The 15913-nt window shown below is 71.8% G+C and carries 10 protein-coding genes; 6 read left to right on the top strand and 4 right to left on the bottom strand.

What is annotated here, in order from left to right:
- Positions 1-89: 89 nt before the first annotated feature.
- Positions 90-1496: a carboxypeptidase regulatory-like domain-containing protein gene (locus ACFY0P_RS24610; protein ID WP_388916819.1), complete on the bottom strand. Its 1407-nt coding sequence runs from the start codon at positions 1494-1496 to the stop codon at positions 90-92.
- 184 nt (positions 1497-1680) lie between these two features.
- Between ACFY0P_RS24610 and ACFY0P_RS24615 the strand changes: the two genes are divergently transcribed.
- From ACFY0P_RS24615 to ACFY0P_RS24640, 6 genes are all read left to right on the top strand, one after another.
- Entirely contained in the window at positions 1681-2250 is a 570-nt protein-coding gene (locus tag ACFY0P_RS24615) for a TetR/AcrR family transcriptional regulator (protein ID WP_388916822.1), read from the top strand.
- A 296-nt stretch (positions 2251-2546) separates the two neighbouring features.
- Positions 2547-3344, top strand: a complete 798-nt coding sequence (locus ACFY0P_RS24620; RefSeq protein ID WP_388917287.1) for an oxygenase MpaB family protein — start codon at positions 2547-2549, stop codon at positions 3342-3344.
- A 107-nt stretch (positions 3345-3451) separates the two neighbouring features.
- Positions 3452-5686, top strand: coding sequence for a tetratricopeptide repeat protein (locus ACFY0P_RS24625; RefSeq protein WP_388916825.1), 2235 nt, complete (start codon positions 3452-3454; stop codon positions 5684-5686).
- Positions 5687-5866: 180 nt separating this feature from the next.
- Positions 5867-7420 (top strand): phytoene desaturase family protein, encoded by a 1554-nt coding sequence (locus ACFY0P_RS24630; RefSeq protein ID WP_388916827.1) that lies wholly within the window; start codon positions 5867-5869, stop codon positions 7418-7420.
- Positions 7421-7563: 143 nt separating this feature from the next.
- Positions 7564-8673, top strand: a complete 1110-nt coding sequence (locus tag ACFY0P_RS24635; RefSeq protein WP_388916830.1) for an NAD(P)H-dependent flavin oxidoreductase — start codon at positions 7564-7566, stop codon at positions 8671-8673.
- Positions 8670-10223 (top strand): acyl-CoA synthetase, encoded by a 1554-nt coding sequence (locus tag ACFY0P_RS24640; protein WP_388916833.1) that lies wholly within the window; start codon positions 8670-8672, stop codon positions 10221-10223. The genes ACFY0P_RS24635 and ACFY0P_RS24640 overlap by 4 nt, the downstream gene beginning before the upstream one ends.
- A 19-nt stretch (positions 10224-10242) precedes the next feature.
- On the opposite strand, the gene ACFY0P_RS24645 is transcribed toward ACFY0P_RS24640, so the two are convergent.
- The 3 genes from ACFY0P_RS24645 to ACFY0P_RS24655 all read right to left on the bottom strand — a co-directional run bounded on the left by ACFY0P_RS24645 (position 10243) and on the right by ACFY0P_RS24655 (position 15789).
- The gene (locus tag ACFY0P_RS24645; protein WP_388916836.1) at positions 10243-13152 is read right to left on the bottom strand and encodes an ATP-binding protein; all 2910 of its coding nucleotides are present in this window, start codon (positions 13150-13152) and stop codon (positions 10243-10245) included.
- 191 nt (positions 13153-13343) lie between these two features.
- Complete coding sequence (locus ACFY0P_RS24650; protein ID WP_388916839.1) at positions 13344-14351, bottom strand: (-)-alpha-amorphene synthase; 1008 nt, start codon at positions 14349-14351, stop codon at positions 13344-13346.
- Positions 14335-15789: a cytochrome P450 gene (locus tag ACFY0P_RS24655; protein WP_388916842.1), complete on the bottom strand. Its 1455-nt coding sequence runs from the start codon at positions 15787-15789 to the stop codon at positions 14335-14337. Before ACFY0P_RS24655 ends, ACFY0P_RS24650 begins: the two co-directional genes overlap by 17 nt.
- Between the last annotated feature and the right edge of the window lie 124 nt (positions 15790-15913).

Raw genomic sequence — 15913 nt, forward strand, 5'->3', positions numbered from 1 at the left:
TCCCGGCGTTCCTGTTTCCGCTCAGGTCCGGCAAAGGCTCAGGTCCAGCAAAGAGAGCGAGGGCCTCGGCCGCATCCTCGGGCGTGGTCTCACGATCCGTGTCGCGCGTGCCGGGGACCGGCGTGTTCGGCACCTGAGCCGACCGGTGTCCGGTTGCGCCGGTCGTGCAGGGTGAAGTCGGCACGAATGGCCACACCGGACTGCAGCAGCTTCTGGTGGACCAGGGGGGCGCGTCCGGGGTGCGAGGCTACGACGCTGATGTACCCCTCGGGCAGCCCGCTCACGGCGTACTCGCCCCGCGCGTTCGTCGTGGTCCGCACCAGCTGCCGGCCGCCGGCGTCCATGACGGTCACCGCGGCATGGTGGACGGGCTCCTGTCCGGTGTCGCGGACGGTGCCCTCCAGCATCGGCAACGGCTCACCGAAGTGGTGCGGGCGGACCGGCAGCGCGGTGGGTGCGGGTGCCTCCACGGAGGGGTCCTCCACCGGCGGCTCGGGAACGTCCTCCTGCTCGTCCTGCGCTCGCCGCCCTGCGGCTGTGCGGTGCCGCAACGCGTCCAGGCCCAGCAGCGCCGTGCCCGCGGCGATCCACGCGCACAGCACGAGGACCGGCTTCAGCACCCCCGCACCGTCGAAGTACAGGACTCCCCTCAGGGCGTCGACCGCGTTGCCCAGCGGCATGACGGTGTGCAGGCCCTGGAAGAACCGCGGCAGCAGCTGGACGGGGACCAGGCCGCTGGAAGGAACGCTCAGCACGACGTACAGGCCCAGACCCGCGAGCGGGAAGAAGTGCTTGACGAACGGCGCCATGCCGAGGGAGAACGTGGCCACGGCCGTCGTGAGCAGGAAGGCGATCGCCAGGGTCTTGGGGTCGTCGGGGAAGAAGCCCAGTCCCGCGCCGACGAGGAAACCCACGACGCTGAAGAGGCCGGCGGCGCCGGCGATCGTGATCAGCTTCCTGCGCCGGGTGAAGGTCACCGCCCGCAGCAGGGTCGTGGCGAGTATGTAGCCGGGCACGTTCCAGGCGATCCCGAAGTAGACGAGGGTCGTGCCGGGCCCGTCCTTGCCGACCGTGGGGGCTACGTCCGTGACGGTGAGCTTCTGATGGTCGTGCGCCGCGAGCTGGGTGAAACCCTTGGCCAGCGCCTGCTCCAGGGCCGAGCCGTTGGCCTTGGCCACGTACAGCACGGCGTGTCCGTCCGTGGCGGCGAAGCCCGCCACGGCATCCCGGTCCAGCACCGCCCGGCGGGCGTCCCGGGCGTCCGCCACGGCGGTGACGTCGAACCCGTCGCGATCCTCCCGCCGCAGCGCGGTGTCGACCCTGCGTTCCACCGTGAGACCGGCGACCGCGATCTTGGCATGGTGCGGCTGGGGCTGGTGAAAGGCCAGCGGGAAGCAGAGCAGCAGGCCCAGGAAGAGCAGCACCGGGATCGTGAGGGTCTCGACGAGGACCCGGGCCACGGAAACGCCCCGGGGCCGCTCGATCCGGGGCTTCACCGAACCACCCCCCGGTCACCTCTCCGGTGCCGGCAGGTCTGCGTTGTTCGCGGTCCGGACAGTTTCACGGCGCCTCTCCCGACTGTGCCGCGCCCGGACATCGGCAGGGCGCCACTAGATTAACGTACCGATCGGAACATCTATGGTGCTGGACCTTACGCGTACCGGTCGGTACAGTCAAAGTGTGTCGCGCCCCGTCAATGCCGAAAAGCGAGCCGAGCTGCTGCAACAGGTGGTGCACCACCTCCAGCACCACGGCGTCGCGCAGATGTCGCTGAGTCCGCTCGCCCAGTCGATCGGCACCACCAAGCGCATGCTTCTGTACTACTTCGGCAGCCGTGAGAACCTGCTGGCCCAGGCGCTGGCCACCAGCCGTCCCGACGCCCACGCGATGTTCGACGGCGTGCGCGACGGCGCGGAGCTGCGCGAGGCGGCTCATACCCTGTGGGACGCGATGACCGTCGGGGAGCAGTCCGGGCCGGTCCGCATGCTGCTGCAGCTGCTCAGCCTCGCCGCCACCGATCCCGAGCAGTACGGCGCCGTCGCGGCCGAGACCGTCGAGGTCATGATCGGCCCCATCGCCGCGGCCTACGTCCGGCTGGGCCACCCGCCGCAGCAGGCGCGGGCGGAGGCCACACTCCTCGTCTCAGGACTGCGCGGTCTGTGTCAGGACCGCCTGGTGACCCATGACGTCGCCCGTACCGACGCCGCCGCCCGCCGGCTCATCAGGGACGCGGTCGCGGCGGCCGACTGAGCTCGTGACCGTTCGAGGTCGGGGCGCACGACCGGCGGACTCCGGACCGTGTCGACGGGAGTGATCCAGGGGCACCGGGGGAAGGACTCGGGGTGACGCCGTGGGGCAGGACGGTCGGGTCCGTGAATCCGTACCGCTGCGCCGGGCCCCTCGGCGGACGATCCACGGGGTGCTGAGGACGGTTGGCGGACATGCGGGACGACATCGTGCTCCGGAGACTTCGAGCGGCTCCGGTCCCACCTGCCGGTACGGACGGTGACGCAGGGCTCTTCACCCCCGACTCCGTGACCTGGCAGATGCACGGCGACCCCATGATGTGGGTCGCCGGCATCCGGGCGCTCTATCTCCAGGCCCTGCATCCTCGCGCGGTGCGCGGTGTCATGGAGAACTCCGACTTCCGCCGTGACGCCTGGGGCCGGCTGATGCGGACCGCGAACTTCGTCGGTACGACGACCTACGGCACCACCGAGGCCGCCGAGCGGGCCGGAGCGCGGATCCGGAAGATCCACAGCATGCTGGGCGCGACCGACCCGGACACCGGCGAACGCTACGGCGTGGACGAACCCGACCTGCTGCTGTGGGTGCACTGCGCCGAGATCGACTCCTATCTGCACGTCGTCCGCCGCTCCGGCTTCCCGCTGACCGACGCGCAGGCCGACCGCTACATCGCCGAACACCGGATCAGCGGCCGCCTGGTCGGCCTCGACCCCGCCGCCGTGCCGGGCGACCAGGAGGAGATGACCGCCTACTTCGAGAAGGTGCGACCGCAGCTCACCGCGGGAGCCGACGCACGCGTCGTGGACGACTTCCTGCTCCGCCCGCCCACGCACCCGCTGCTGATACCGGCGCGCGACGTACTGTGGCGGCGCGTGGCCCACCTCGCGTACGCCTCCCTGCCGCCGTACGCCCACGAGCTGTACGGCAGACCGGCCCCCCGACCCGCCGTCGTCACCCGCCGACTGCGCGCCACCGGCACCCTGTTGCGCTGTGTTCCCGCACGTCTGCGCTGGCAACTGCCGCCCAAACACATCCTGCGCGCCATGGCGAGGCTCGGTCCTGACGCGCGCCCGGCACCGTACAAAGCCGGGCGATAAGGAGCCATACTGGGCGAGTTGGGGGTGCACGGCACCGCGCGGCCACGCTGTGCCGGTGACCCCCAGGGGAGGGCGGGGCTGGAGGCGACGGGGGGCGACGGCGCGCGATGGCTGACAGCAGGCTGGTCCAGGGGCGGTACCGGCTGCTCGACCTGATCGGGCGGGGCGGGATGGGCGAGGTGTGGCGGGCCCGCGACGAGTCCCTCGGCCGGCAGGTCGCCGTGAAGTGCCTCAAGCCGCTCGGCCCGCACCACGACCAGGCGTTCACCCGTGTCCTGCGCGAGCGGTTCCGGCGGGAGGCGAGAGTCGCCGCCGCGCTCTCCCACCGCGGGGTCACCGTCGTCCACGACTTCGGCGAGTACGACGGCATCCTCTACCTGGTGATGGAGCTGCTGAACGGGCGCAACCTCAGCCAGCTCATGGAGGACCACAAGCACCACCCGCTGCCCGTCGGCGACGTCGTCGACATCGCCGAGCAGGTCGCCGCCGCCCTCGCCTACACCCATCAGCAGGGCATCGTGCACCGGGACCTGAAACCGGCGAACATCATGCGGCTCACCGACGGCACGGTGAAGATCTGCGACTTCGGCATCGCCCGCCTCGGCCACGACATCGGCTTCACCTCCCGGCTGACCGGCACCGGCATCGCCATGGGCACCCCGCACTACATGTCCCCCGAGCAGATCGGCGGCACCGAGGTCGACCAGCGCAGCGACCTGTACTCGCTGGGCTGCGTCCTCTACGAGATCGCCACCGGGGCACCGCCGTTCGACCTCGACGACGCCTGGGCGATCCTCGTCGGCCACCGCGACACCCCGCCCGCCCCGCCGCGCTCCCACCGCCCCGAACTGCCCGGCTGGTTCGAGAAGGTCGTCCTCGACCTGCTGGCCAAACGGCCGGAGCAACGGCCGTACGACGCACGGGAGCTGGGCCGCCGGATCACCTCCGGGCGGACGACGCCCACGTACGTCCCCACCGTCGTCACCGCGCAGCCCCGCCTCGGGACCCCGGAACCGGCCACCCGCGAGCCCCGGCTGCCGTCCTGGACCCGGGGGATGACGACCGGTCACAAGGCGACCGGCGCCGCCCTGCGCACCACCCCGCCCGACCCGGGGGCCGGGCTCACCGGCGAGTGGACCGCCCGCCCGGCCACCGGCGCCGCGGAACCGCTCCCGGCGGCCCCCGTCCCCTCCCCGGAGGCCCTCGCCGCCCTCGCCGGCCGGCACAACGCCGGGCTCAGCCTGGGACGGCTCGGCCGCTGGGCCGAGGCCGGCGAGGTGCACCGCGCCGTCGCCGCCGAACGTACCCGCCTCCTCGGCCCCGACCACCCGGACACCCTCGCCAGCCGCTACGAGATCGCCTTCACCCTGAGCCGCACCGGCCACGCCGCCGACGCGCTGCGCGAGTACACCGAGGTCGCCGCCGCCCGGGAGCGCGCACTGGGCGCCGACCACCCCGACACCCTCGCCACCCGCCAGGAAACGGCCTTCGTGCTGGGCCAGTTGGGCCGCCACTTCGACGCCCACCAGGTGTACACGGCCGTCCTCGCCGCCCGGCAGCGGCTGGCCGGCCCCGACCATCCGGACACCCTGCGCTGCCGCCACAACCTCGCCTTCAACCTCAGCAGGCTGGGCCGTTTGGAGGACTCGTACCGCATGGCCCACGACGTGGCCGCGGCCCGCGCCCGGGTGCTCGGCCCGCAGCACCCCGACACCCTGGTCACCCGCTACGAAGTCGCCTATGCCCTGGGGCAGTTGGGCCGCTGGGAGGAGGCCCTGCAGACCTATCGGGAGGTCGCCGAGGCCCGCGGCCGCGCCCTCGGCCCCGACCACCCCGACACCCTCGCCGCCCGCTACGAGGTCGGCATCAGCCTCGGCCGCCTGGGCCGCAGCGCCGACGCACTCACCCTCTACCGCGCCCTGATCGACGACCGCACCCGCGTCCAGGGCCCCGCCCACCCCGAGACCCTGCGCGCCCGCCACGGCCTCGGCGTCAACCTCGGCCGCCTCGGCCGCTGGGAGGAGGCCCTGGCGGAGTCCCGCGACGTATGCGCGATCCGCGACCGGGTCCTGGGCCCGGACCACCTCGACACCCTGGTCAGCCGCCGCGAGGTCGCGGTGAGCCTCGGCTGGCTGGGCCGCTGGCCGGACGCGCTGACGGAGTACCGGAGGGTGGCCGCCGCCCGGGAACGAGTCCTCGGCTCCGACCACCCCGACACCCTGGCCAGCCGCAACGACGAGGCGCACTGCCTGGAGCAACTGGGCCGGGGCGCCGAGGCGGTGGAGCTGTACCGAAGGGTGGCGGTACTGCGCCAACAGCGCGCATCCGGGGGCCGACTCTGAGACGCGCCCCACAACGCGCCCCAAAGGGGTGCGGGGCTGTGACATATGTGCGGCTCCGCCGCGTGGGGGCGACCGGCCACATACGACCTGCACGTGGGAACCGGCCTTCCCGCGGAGCGAACCGGCACGCCTCTTACTTCCCTAGATCATCATGTGTTACGAAGAGCTATGCCCGCTGCCATGGAACCCTCCCGCACCTACGACGCCATCATCGTCGGCGGCGGCCACAACGGCCTCGTCGCGGCGGCCTACCTGGCCCGGGCCGGCCGCACCGTACTGGTGCTCGAGCGGCTGGGCCGCACCGGCGGCGCCGCGGTCTCCACCCGCCCCTTCGCCGGCGTCGACGCGCGGCTGTCCCGCTACTCGTACCTGGTCAGCCTGCTGCCGAGGAAGATCGTCCGCGACCTCGGCCTGGACTTCCGCGTCCGCGGCCGCACCATCTCCTCGTACACGCCCGTGGAACGCGACGGGCGGCCGACCGGCCTGCTGGTGGGCGGCGGGGAGCGGCGGATCCGCGAGGCGTTCGAACGACTGACCGGGGGCAAGGCGGAGTACCAGGCGTGGCAGCGGTTCTACGGCATGACCGGCCGGGTCGCCGAGCGGGTCTTCCCGACCCTCACCGAACCGCTGCCCGCGCGTGCGGAGCTCCGCCGCCGGATCGACGACGAGGCGGCCTGGCGAGCCCTGTTCGAGGAGCCGATCGGGGTCGCGATCGAGGAGAACTTCACCGACGACCTGGTGCGCGGGATCGTCCTCACGGACGCGCTGATCGGCACCTTCGCCGACGCCCACGACACCTCGCTGCGCCAGAACCGCTGCTTCCTCTACCACGTCATCGGCGGCGGCACCGGCGCCTGGGACGTGCCGGTCGGCGGCATGGGCGCCCTCACCGACGCGCTGGCCACCGCCGCGCGCTCGGCGGGCGCGGTGCTCGCCACCGGGCACGAGGCGGTACGGATCGAGACCGACGGGCGGGCCGCCGAGGTCGCCTACCGCACCGCGGACGGCGAGGGCGTCGCCGCCGCCCGGCACGTCCTGGTGGGCGCCTCCCCGCAGGAACTCGCCGCGCTCACCGGCGACCCGGCCCCGGAGCCCGCCGAGGGCGCCCAGCTCAAGGTGAACATGCTGCTCAAGCGGCTGCCCAGGCTGCGCGACACCGCGGTCGACCCGCGCGAGGCGTTCTCCGGCACCTTCCACATCGCCGAGGGCTACGGGCAACTGGCCACCGCCCACGCCCAGGCGGCGGCCGGCCGGCTGCCCGCCGCCCCGCCCTCGGAGATCTACTGCCACTCCCTGACCGACCCCACCATCCTCGGCCGTGACCTGGCCGAACGCGGATACCAGACGCTCACCCTCTTCGGTCTGCACACCCCGGCCCGGCTCTTCGCCGCCGACAACGACGCCGTACGGGACGAACTCCTGAAGTCCACCCTCGCCCAGCTCGACGCCCACCTCGCCGAGCCGATCGCCGACTGCCTGGCCCTGGACGCCGACGGCCGCCCCTGCATCGAGGCGAAGACCCCCCTGGACCTGGAACGCGACCTGCGCCTGCCCGGCGGCAACATCTTCCACCGCGACCTCTCCTGGCCCTACGCCCAGGACGGCACCGGCCGCTGGGGCGTGGAGACCCGGCACGCCAACGTTCTGCTGTGCGGGGCGGGCGCGGTGCGCGGGGGAGGGGTGAGCGGGGTGCCGGGGCACAACGCGGCGATGGCGGTACTGGAACAGGCCTGATCGAGCGGCGCGTTCGACACCCGGTCCACCGGGGGAGCCCCACCGTGCGCGCCGAACGAGGCCGACGGAGAATCTGACGAAGAATCTGACGGGGCATCAGAAAACCTCTTCCGTCGGCCGCGTGACTGCGGCATCCTGCGCCCATGCAGACGGAGCTGAGCAAGACCCTGGGAGTCGAGCACGCCGTCTTCGGCTTCACGCCGTTTCCCGCCGTGGCCGCGGCCATCAGCCGGGCCGGCGGCTTCGGAGTGCTCGGCGCGGTCCGCTACACCGCCCCCGACGACCTCAAACGCGACCTCGACTGGCTCGAGGCACACGTCGACGGGAAGCCGTACGGGCTCGATGTCGTGATGCCCGCCAAGAAGGTGGAAGGCGTCACCGAGGCCGACGTCGAGGCGATGATCCCGGAGGGGCACCGGCAGTTCGTCAGGGAGACCCTCGCCAAGTACGGCGTGCCCGAACTGGCCGACGGGGAGGCGTCCGGCTGGCGCATCACCGGCTGGATGGAGCAGGTCGCCCGCACCCAGCTCGACGTCGCCTTCGACTACCCGATCCGGCTGCTCGCCAACGCCCTCGGCTCCCCGCCCGCCGACGTCGTCGACCGCGCGCACGACCAGGACATCCTCGTCGCCGCGCTCGCCGGCAGTGCCCGGCACGCGGTCAAGCACAAGGACGCGGGCATCGACATCGTCGTGGCCCAGGGCTACGAGGCCGGCGGCCACACCGGCGAGATCGCCACCATGGTGCTCACCCCCGAGGTCGTCGACGCCGTCGCCCCACTGCCCGTACTGGCGGCGGGCGGGATCGGCAGCGGGCAGCAGGTGGCCGCCGCGCTCAGCCTCGGCGCTCAGGGGGTGTGGCTGGGCTCCATGTGGCTGACCGTCACGGAGGCCGACCTCTCCTCGCCCGCCGTGACCCGCAAACTGCTCGCCGCCGGCTCCGGCGACACCGTCCGCTCCCGCGCCCTGACCGGCAAACCGGCCCGCCAGCTGCGCACCGAGTGGACCGACGCCTGGGACGACGCGAGCGGCCCCGGCACCCTCCCCATGCCCCTCCAGGGCCTGCTCGTCGCCGAGGCGCTGACCCGCATCCAGAAGTACGAGGTCGAGCCCCTGCTCGGCACCCCCGTCGGCCAGATCGTCGGCCGCATAACCAGCGAACGCAGCGTCCAGGCCGTCTTCGACGACCTCACCCGGGGCTTCGAACAGGCCGTCGACCGCATCAACCGCATCGCCGGAAGGAGCGGCAAGTGACCAGCACGCCCCCAGCCGGATTCTGGGCCCAGGCCACGAGCGATCCCGACCGCCAGGTGCTCGTCGCACCGGACGGCGAGGAATGGACCGCCGGCCGCCTGCACGCGGCCGTCAACCAGCTCGTCCACGGACTCCGGGCCGCGGGCCTGGAACGCGGCGACGCCTTCGCGGTCGTCCTGCCCAACGGGCCCGAGTTCTTCACCGCCTACCTCGCCGCCACCCAGGCCGGCCTCTACCTCGTCCCCGTCAACCACCACTTCGTCGGCCCGGAGATCGCCTGGATCGTCGCCGACTCCGGCGCCAAGGTGCTCCTCGCCCACGAGCGGTTCGCCGGCCCGGCCCGCCACGCCGCCGACGAGGCCGGCCTCCCCGCCACCCACCGGTACGCGGTCGGCGAGGTCGAGGGCTTCCGGCCGTACGCCGAACTCCTCGACGGACAGCCGGAGTCGGCACCCGCGGACCGCGAACTCGGCTGGGTCATGAACTACACCTCGGGGACGACGGGCCGCCCCCGCGGCATCCGCCGCCCGCTGCCCGGCAAACTCCCCGAGGAGGCCTACCTCGGCGGCTTCCTCGGCATCTTCGGCATCCGTCCCTTCGGCGGCAACGTCCACCTGGTCTGCTCGCCGCTCTACCACACGGCCGTACTCCAGTTCGCGGGCGCGTCCCTCCACATAGGCCATCGCCTGGTCCTGATGGACAAGTGGGTCCCCGAGGAGATGCTCCGCCTGATCGACGCACACAAGTGCACCCACACCCATATGGTCCCGACCCAGTTCCACCGTCTGCTCGCCCTCCCGGAGGAGGTGCGCGCACGCCATGACGTCTCCTCCATGCGCCACGCCATCCACGGCGCCGCGCCCTGCCCGGACCATGTCAAGCGGGCCATGCTCGACTGGTGGGGCCCCAGCGTGGAGGAGTACTACGCGGCCAGCGAGGGCGGCGGCGCCTTCGCCACCGCCGAGGACTGGCTGAAGAAACCCGGTACGGTCGGCAAGGCCTGGCCCATCAGCGAACTCGCGGTCTTCGACGACGACGGCAACCGGCTCCCGCCCGGCGAACTCGGCACCGTCTACATGAAGATGAACACCGGCGGCTTCGCCTACCACAAGGACGAGGCCAAGACGCAGAAGAACCGCATCGGGGACTTCTTCACCGTCGGCGACCTCGGCTACCTCGACGAGGACGGCTACCTGTTCCTCCGCGACCGCAAGATCGACATGATCATCTCGGGCGGGGTCAACATCTACCCCGCCGAGATCGAGTCGGTGCTCCTCTCCCACCCCGCCGTCGCCGACGCCGCCGCCTTCGGTATCCCGCACGACGACTGGGGCGAGGAGGTCAAGGCCGTCGTCGAACCCGCCCCCGGACACGAGCCCGGCCCGGACCTCGCCGCCGGCCTCCTCGCCCACTGCGCCGGACAACTCGCCGGCTACAAGTGTCCCAAGACCGTCGACTTCATCGCCGAGATGCCCCGCGACCCCAACGGCAAGCTGTACAAGCGGCGGCTGCGGGACCCGTACTGGGAGGGCCGCACCCGGCCGGTGTGACCGACCGGGACCCGGCGCTTCAGGAGCGCGGCCGGTGCCGGGCCTCCAGGAACCCGGCGAGGCCGGCGGCATCGGTGCCCAGCTTGCGGTAGACGCTGGACAGCAGCTGCCGTACGCCCTGCTCGGTGAGGTGCAGATCCTTGGCGACGACGGCCACCGAGTGTCCCTGGACGGTCAGTTCGGCGGTCCGCAGTTCCTGCGCGGTGAGCGTGTCGACCTGCGCGTACCGCAACGGCAACGGCCGCAGCCCGGCCGCCGACAGCTCCTCCCTGGCCCGGGCGGCGAGTGCCTCGGCCCCGCAGTGCACGGCTCCCTCCAGCCCCTGGTAGAGCCGGTCGGCGGCCTCCTGGAGCCGGCCGTTGCGGGACAGCGCGGCACCGTGGCCGATCTGGGCGCGGGCGAGTTCGTAGGCGGCGGGCGACTGCTCCAGCTGTTCGACGGCCTCCGCGTACAGGGCGACGGCGGCCGGCCCGCCGGTCACCTCGGCGAGGGTGTGCAGGGCCTGGCCGACGGTGGAGGAGGCACCGAACTCCCGGGCGCGCCGCAGGGCGTCCTCGGCGTGACCGACCGCCTCCTCGGGGGCCGTGGGGGCCAGCGCGCAGGCGAGCCGCAGCTGCCACGGGCACCAGGCCGGGTTGCGCCAGCCCCGGGCGTCCAGCCACTCCCCGACCTCGGACAACAGCCGCGCCGCCTCGGCGTGCTTGCCCTCGGCGAGGAGGAGTTCGGCGTAGACGGTGCGGGGGTCGGGGTAGATGACGGCGTTGACCGGTGTCGCGCCGAAGTGGTGATCGTCGGCGAACGCGCGCGCCTCGGTGACGCGCCCGCGGGCCAGCAGCGTCTTGATGAGAATGCTCACGCCGAACCACTGGGCGGCCACCACCCCGTCCACCTTGTCGGCGATCCGCAGTCCCTCCCGTACGGTGTCCTCGGCTTCGGCCAGGCAACCGCGGCGGTACTGGATGTATCCGGCGATGGTCTGGCCGAACGCCAGGTGGGAGCCGTGCCAGCCCTTGGCCACGCATTCGGCGATCCCTTTGCTGAACAGCTCCTCGGCGCGCCGCGGCTGGTCGCCGTACACGAAGACCAGGGCGACGGAAAGGGGCACCTCGAACCCGCGGTTCTCGTCGGTCCAGCTCATGCCGCCGTGCAGGGCCTTGTCGGCGTACGCGAGGGAGGTCTCCCTCGGTTCGCCGCGCATGGCCGCGTCCCAGGCCCGCAGTCCCAGGATGTAGCGTTCCTCCAGGCTGCGGCCGGGCAGCTGCTCGGCCAGGCGCGCCAGCGTCCTGGAGCGGGTGGGCGAGTCGTGGTCGTCCGGGCGCACCATGCTCCAGACGAACTGATCGGCCTGCATGCGCAGTTTGACGCGCGGGTTCGTGGCCTGCCGTGCCTCCTCGGCGGCCACGTTCACGGCCTCGGCCAGCTGGTCGGTGTGCGCCATGGCCGTGGTCAGCCGATAGACGATGGAGGCGCGCAGATCAGGGTCGACGTGCGGCTGGGCCAGTGCCTGGCGCAGATGCCGGACCGTGGCCGTGGGCTCGATCAGGAAGGTGGCGCACGCGAGTTCGTGAAGGACCGCGGCACGGTCCTCGGGCAGGGGCGGTTCCTGGAGCGCACGCGTCAGCAGACGCCGTGCCGCTTCGGTGGCTCCGGCGCGGAGGTATTCGCGAGCGGCCTCGCGCAGACAGGTGACGGTCTCGGGACGGTCTTCGCAGGGGACCTCCAGCAGATGCCGGGCGGCTTTGGTGGGGCCGTATCCCGCGGCGAGGACGGCCTGCGCAGCGGTGTTGTGCAGACCGGTCCGGAAGCCCGTGCGGATGGAGCGGTAGATCGTCGTGGCGATCAGCGGGTGCACGAACTCGAGCTCGCCCTCGTGGCCGTGGCCGTCGGCCAGGATCCGCGCGGCGCGCAACTTCTCGGTCGCCTCGGTGACCGCCTCGTCACCCAGCACGGCGATGGCCGCGGCGAGCTCCGGTGAGAAGGGCGAACCCAGTACGGCCGCGGTCTGCGCGAAGCGCACGGTGGTGGTGCCGAGCCGTTCCAGGCGTTCGATGAGCCCCGGGCCCTTGATCGCGGCGGCGAGCTCACGCATCGCGGGCAGGTCGTCGTCGGTGCCGCCCAGTTTCCGCTCCGCGAGCCCGATGGCCAGTTCCACCGCCTCGAAGGGGCTTCCACCCGTGGCCGACCAGCATTCCTTGCAGAACCGGTCCCCGGCCGCCTCCCCGATCTCGGTCCTGACGATCTGCGCGACGCCCTCCGGGGTGAGCAGGGCCAGGTTGTGGGGGCGGTTTGCGTGGTCGCCCACGAGCGTGCGGAGCTCACCCGCCTCGGGGGGCAGTTCGTCGGGCCGGTAGGTGACGACGATCAGCAGGGGGAGGTCCTCGACCCGTGGTGCGAAGGAGGTGAGCCAGCTCAGTGACTCGGAGTCGGTCCAGTGGAGGTCGTCCAGGAGCAGGACGATGGGAGCCTTCTTCACCGCGAGGCGCGTCATGACCCAGTCGAGCCCCTCGCGGACGCCGGTCGGGTCCGGCGCGGGGGCCGATCCCGTCGCCTCGAGACCGAGGACGGCGGCGACGGTGTCGTACCAGCTGCCCAGGAAGACGCGGAGTTCCGCCTCGTCCATCCGTGCCAGTGAGGGTTGCATCAACTGGCGTACCACGCGGAACGCCGATCCCTGCTCCGTCTCGCTGCCCCTGCCAGACAGCACCGTGAACTTGTGTGCAACGGCCCGGGCGCGTGCTTCCCTGATGAGTGCGGTCTTGCCCAGTCCGGCCGGCCCGGAGTAAGCGAGCAGCCCTTTGCTTCGTGCTCGTGGGACGCCGCTCGTGGTACGCCGCAATTCCCGGAACGCCGCGTCGAGGGCCTGAAGTTCCCGTCGGCGCTCGATCAAGGTCTCTTGGTCCGTGATCGGTTGCCGCGGCTCCGTCGCCATATGCCGTACCGCTTTCTTTCGTTCGGCCCGGGGACAGCCGAGCGTACGCCTTGGCGCGGTGCGAGCAGGCCGGACTGAGTACTATCGGGTGAATCATGAACTGCAGAAGGGATAATGTCCGTCTTCCGGGTAAGAGTTCCTGATCGCCACCTCTCTCAGGAGCGATAGCGGGAGCGCGTCGGATACCTCGACTACGTCACGGCGGGCACCGACGCCACGTCCGCGTACCGGGGTACGGTTCGGGACCAGTGATAGCACCCGCGGATCCAGCCGATCATGCCATCCAGGTATGCGACGCCCGCCGGGCTCAACGCCGGTGCGACCTCCGCGTGGAGTTCCTCGAACTCACGGATCGTGCTGTTGATCCGCCGGATGGCCAGGATGACGGCGGCCTGCAGGGAGCAGTGGTGTTCGCGCTGGTACGCCAGTGCCAAGTTGATCATTTCGCCCGCGCGCTGTTCTTTCACGGCCGAGAACAGATCGGCTGTCCAGACCGCCGCGTCGGACGAGAGCCGGCTCAGTCGTCCCACGGCTGGATGGTGGAGTTCCGCGGGGGACAGTTCGTCCGACGCCGCGGCCTCGTAGAGCGGGTAGAACGGCTCGACGCCGGCGGTCAGCGAACGTATGGAGGTGCAATCTCCCGTGCGCAGGCCGACGGGGTGGGCCTGGACCACCGCTTCGTACAACAGACCGTGCACGTATTCCCGGCTCTTCCAGGCCCATCGTGCGGCCTGACCGGCTGTGCACCGTTCCCGGACCTGCCGGTACAGGTCGTTCAGGGCTGCTCCGAGCGGTGTGCTGGGCGCCCGGCCGTCCCGCAGAATCGCGATGCTCTCGCAGAGCATGGGCACGAGCCTGGCCGGATCGTGCCGGCCGACGTCCTCCGCCCGGTCGTCGAAGACGAACTGATAGGCGATCTGCTGGGCCACGATGCGCAGGAGCCCGGGATCCACGGCGGGGCTGGTGAAGGATGCGAGTTGGGCGGGGCGAGTACGGGCGATCATCGCCGCCACACCTGGTTCGGGGGTCAGACCCCAGGTACTCAGCCATGCCTCCACGCCGGCCGAGGCCTCCGGTTCGTGGGGGTTGCGCCGGAACGGGAAGGGCATGTGCAGGTGGGTGTCGATGAGGTCCTTGAGACTGGCTGCCGCCTGGCCGTTCGGTACGCCGACCGCCACTTCCTCACGCGTTGCCGACACTGTGGTCACCTGCCGATCGGGAATCCGGTGCCTGTCGGGTGCACACCGCGCTGCGCGTGAGCGGTGCGCGGGTCGATGACGTGTCCGACGGCCGATGCGAACGTGGTTCGCCGAGCATGACCAGCGAGCGCGGCCCCAGCGTGATCGCGGGGCGAGGGGGCCGTGCGACGTACCCGGGCAGATGACGCAGCCGCACGCGGCCTGCGATGGTCGCGAGCGCCACGGTGACCTCCACCATGGCGAACTCGTCGCCGAGGCACTTGCGGTTGCCCGCGGAGAACGGCATCATCGCGCGCCGCTGTCCGGCGGTGGGCCGCCCCGGCAGCCAGCGGTCGGGGTCGAAGCGTTCGGGGTCGGGGAACGACGACGGGTCGTGGTGGAGGAGGTAGGGGCTGTAGAGCACGGTGGCTCCGGCGGGCAGCCGGCATCCGGCGAGTTCCGTCTCCCGGGTGGCGACGCGGGTGAAGAGCCAGCCGGGGGACGAGTGGCGCAGCGTCTCGGAGACCACGCACCGGGTCTGGAGGAGGTCCGGCAGGTCGTCGGGGCCGGGCCTGCGGCCGCCGGGGAGGACGGTGTCGAGCTCGGCGTGCAGGCGCTGTTCGGCCTCGGGATGGCGGGCCAGCAGGCTGAAGGCCGCGGCCAGGGACAGGGCCGAGGTCTCGGCGCCGGTGAGCAGCAGGGTGATCAGGTGGTCGTGGATCTCCTGGTCGGTACGGGCGGCGGCCAGCAGGGTTCCCAGGACGTCGTCACGGGCGGCGCCCCGGCGGCGCTCCGCGATCACCCCGTCGATGACGGCGTGCAGGCGGGCGAGCGCGCGCCGGTAGCGGCGGTTGGCCGGGGTCGGGAGCCGGAACAGCGCGTCGATCGGGACGACCGTGCGGACGAAGAGGCCGCGGACGACGTCGGCGAGACAGTCCCGCACCTGGGCGGAGGCCGTGTCGTCCAGTGAGTCGGAGAGGAGGACCCGGCTGATCACGCGGGTCGTGAGGGTCGTCATCGCCTCGGTGACGGGAACCGTCCCGCCTGCCTGCCACCCCTCGCACACCGACTCGGCCTCCTCGGCGACGAGTTCCGTGTACGCGGCGGCGTGGGACGGACGGAAAGCCGGCTGCAGGAGCCTGCGCTTGTCCCGGTGCGCGGGCTGACGGCAGGTGACCAGTCCGTCCCCCATCAGCTTGCCCAGCCTGTCGTACAGCGGGCCCCCCTTGTCGAAGGTGTGCGGGTCCATGAGCACCTCGTGGGCCAGTTCCGGGTGGCACACCATCCAGGCGCGCTGGGGGCCCAGCCGTATCTCGACCAGATCCCCGTACGCGGGCAAAGAATTCAGAAACGCCAGCGGCCGGCGGTATAAGGCGATACCGTGACCGAGGACTGGGAATATGCCGGGAGCAGTACCTGCCGTCCACGTTCGTTTTTGTTCGGGCACAGCACCGTTCATGGAAACCTCCTGCCCAGTACGACACGTGAAATGAGCGAACCTGCTTCGAGGCTGACGGCCCGAGACAAGTCCTGCCCAGTTCAACCATGCCCGGGTTTCCGGAAGCCTTTCTCCAAAGGGGCGC

The sequence above is a fragment of the Streptomyces sp. NPDC001714 genome (assembly GCF_042892755.1).
Lineage (GTDB): Bacteria > Actinomycetota > Actinomycetes > Streptomycetales > Streptomycetaceae > Streptomyces.

Bases quoted from the DNA above. Each gene is read 5' to 3' on its own strand.
- ACFY0P_RS24655 (WP_388916842.1), bottom strand. From the start codon at position 15,789: ATGAACGGTGCTGTGCCCGAACAAAAACGAACGTGGACGGCAGGTACT.
- ACFY0P_RS24630 (WP_388916827.1), top strand. From the start codon at position 5,867: ATGGAACCCTCCCGCACCTACGACGCCATCATCGTCGGCGGCGGCCAC.
- ACFY0P_RS24645 (WP_388916836.1), bottom strand. From the start codon at position 13,152: ATGGCGACGGAGCCGCGGCAACCGATCACGGACCAAGAGACCTTGATC.
- ACFY0P_RS24635 (WP_388916830.1), top strand. From the start codon at position 7,564: ATGCAGACGGAGCTGAGCAAGACCCTGGGAGTCGAGCACGCCGTCTTC.
- ACFY0P_RS24620 (WP_388917287.1), top strand. From the start codon at position 2,547: ATGCACGGCGACCCCATGATGTGGGTCGCCGGCATCCGGGCGCTCTAT.
- ACFY0P_RS24625 (WP_388916825.1), top strand. From the start codon at position 3,452: ATGGCTGACAGCAGGCTGGTCCAGGGGCGGTACCGGCTGCTCGACCTG.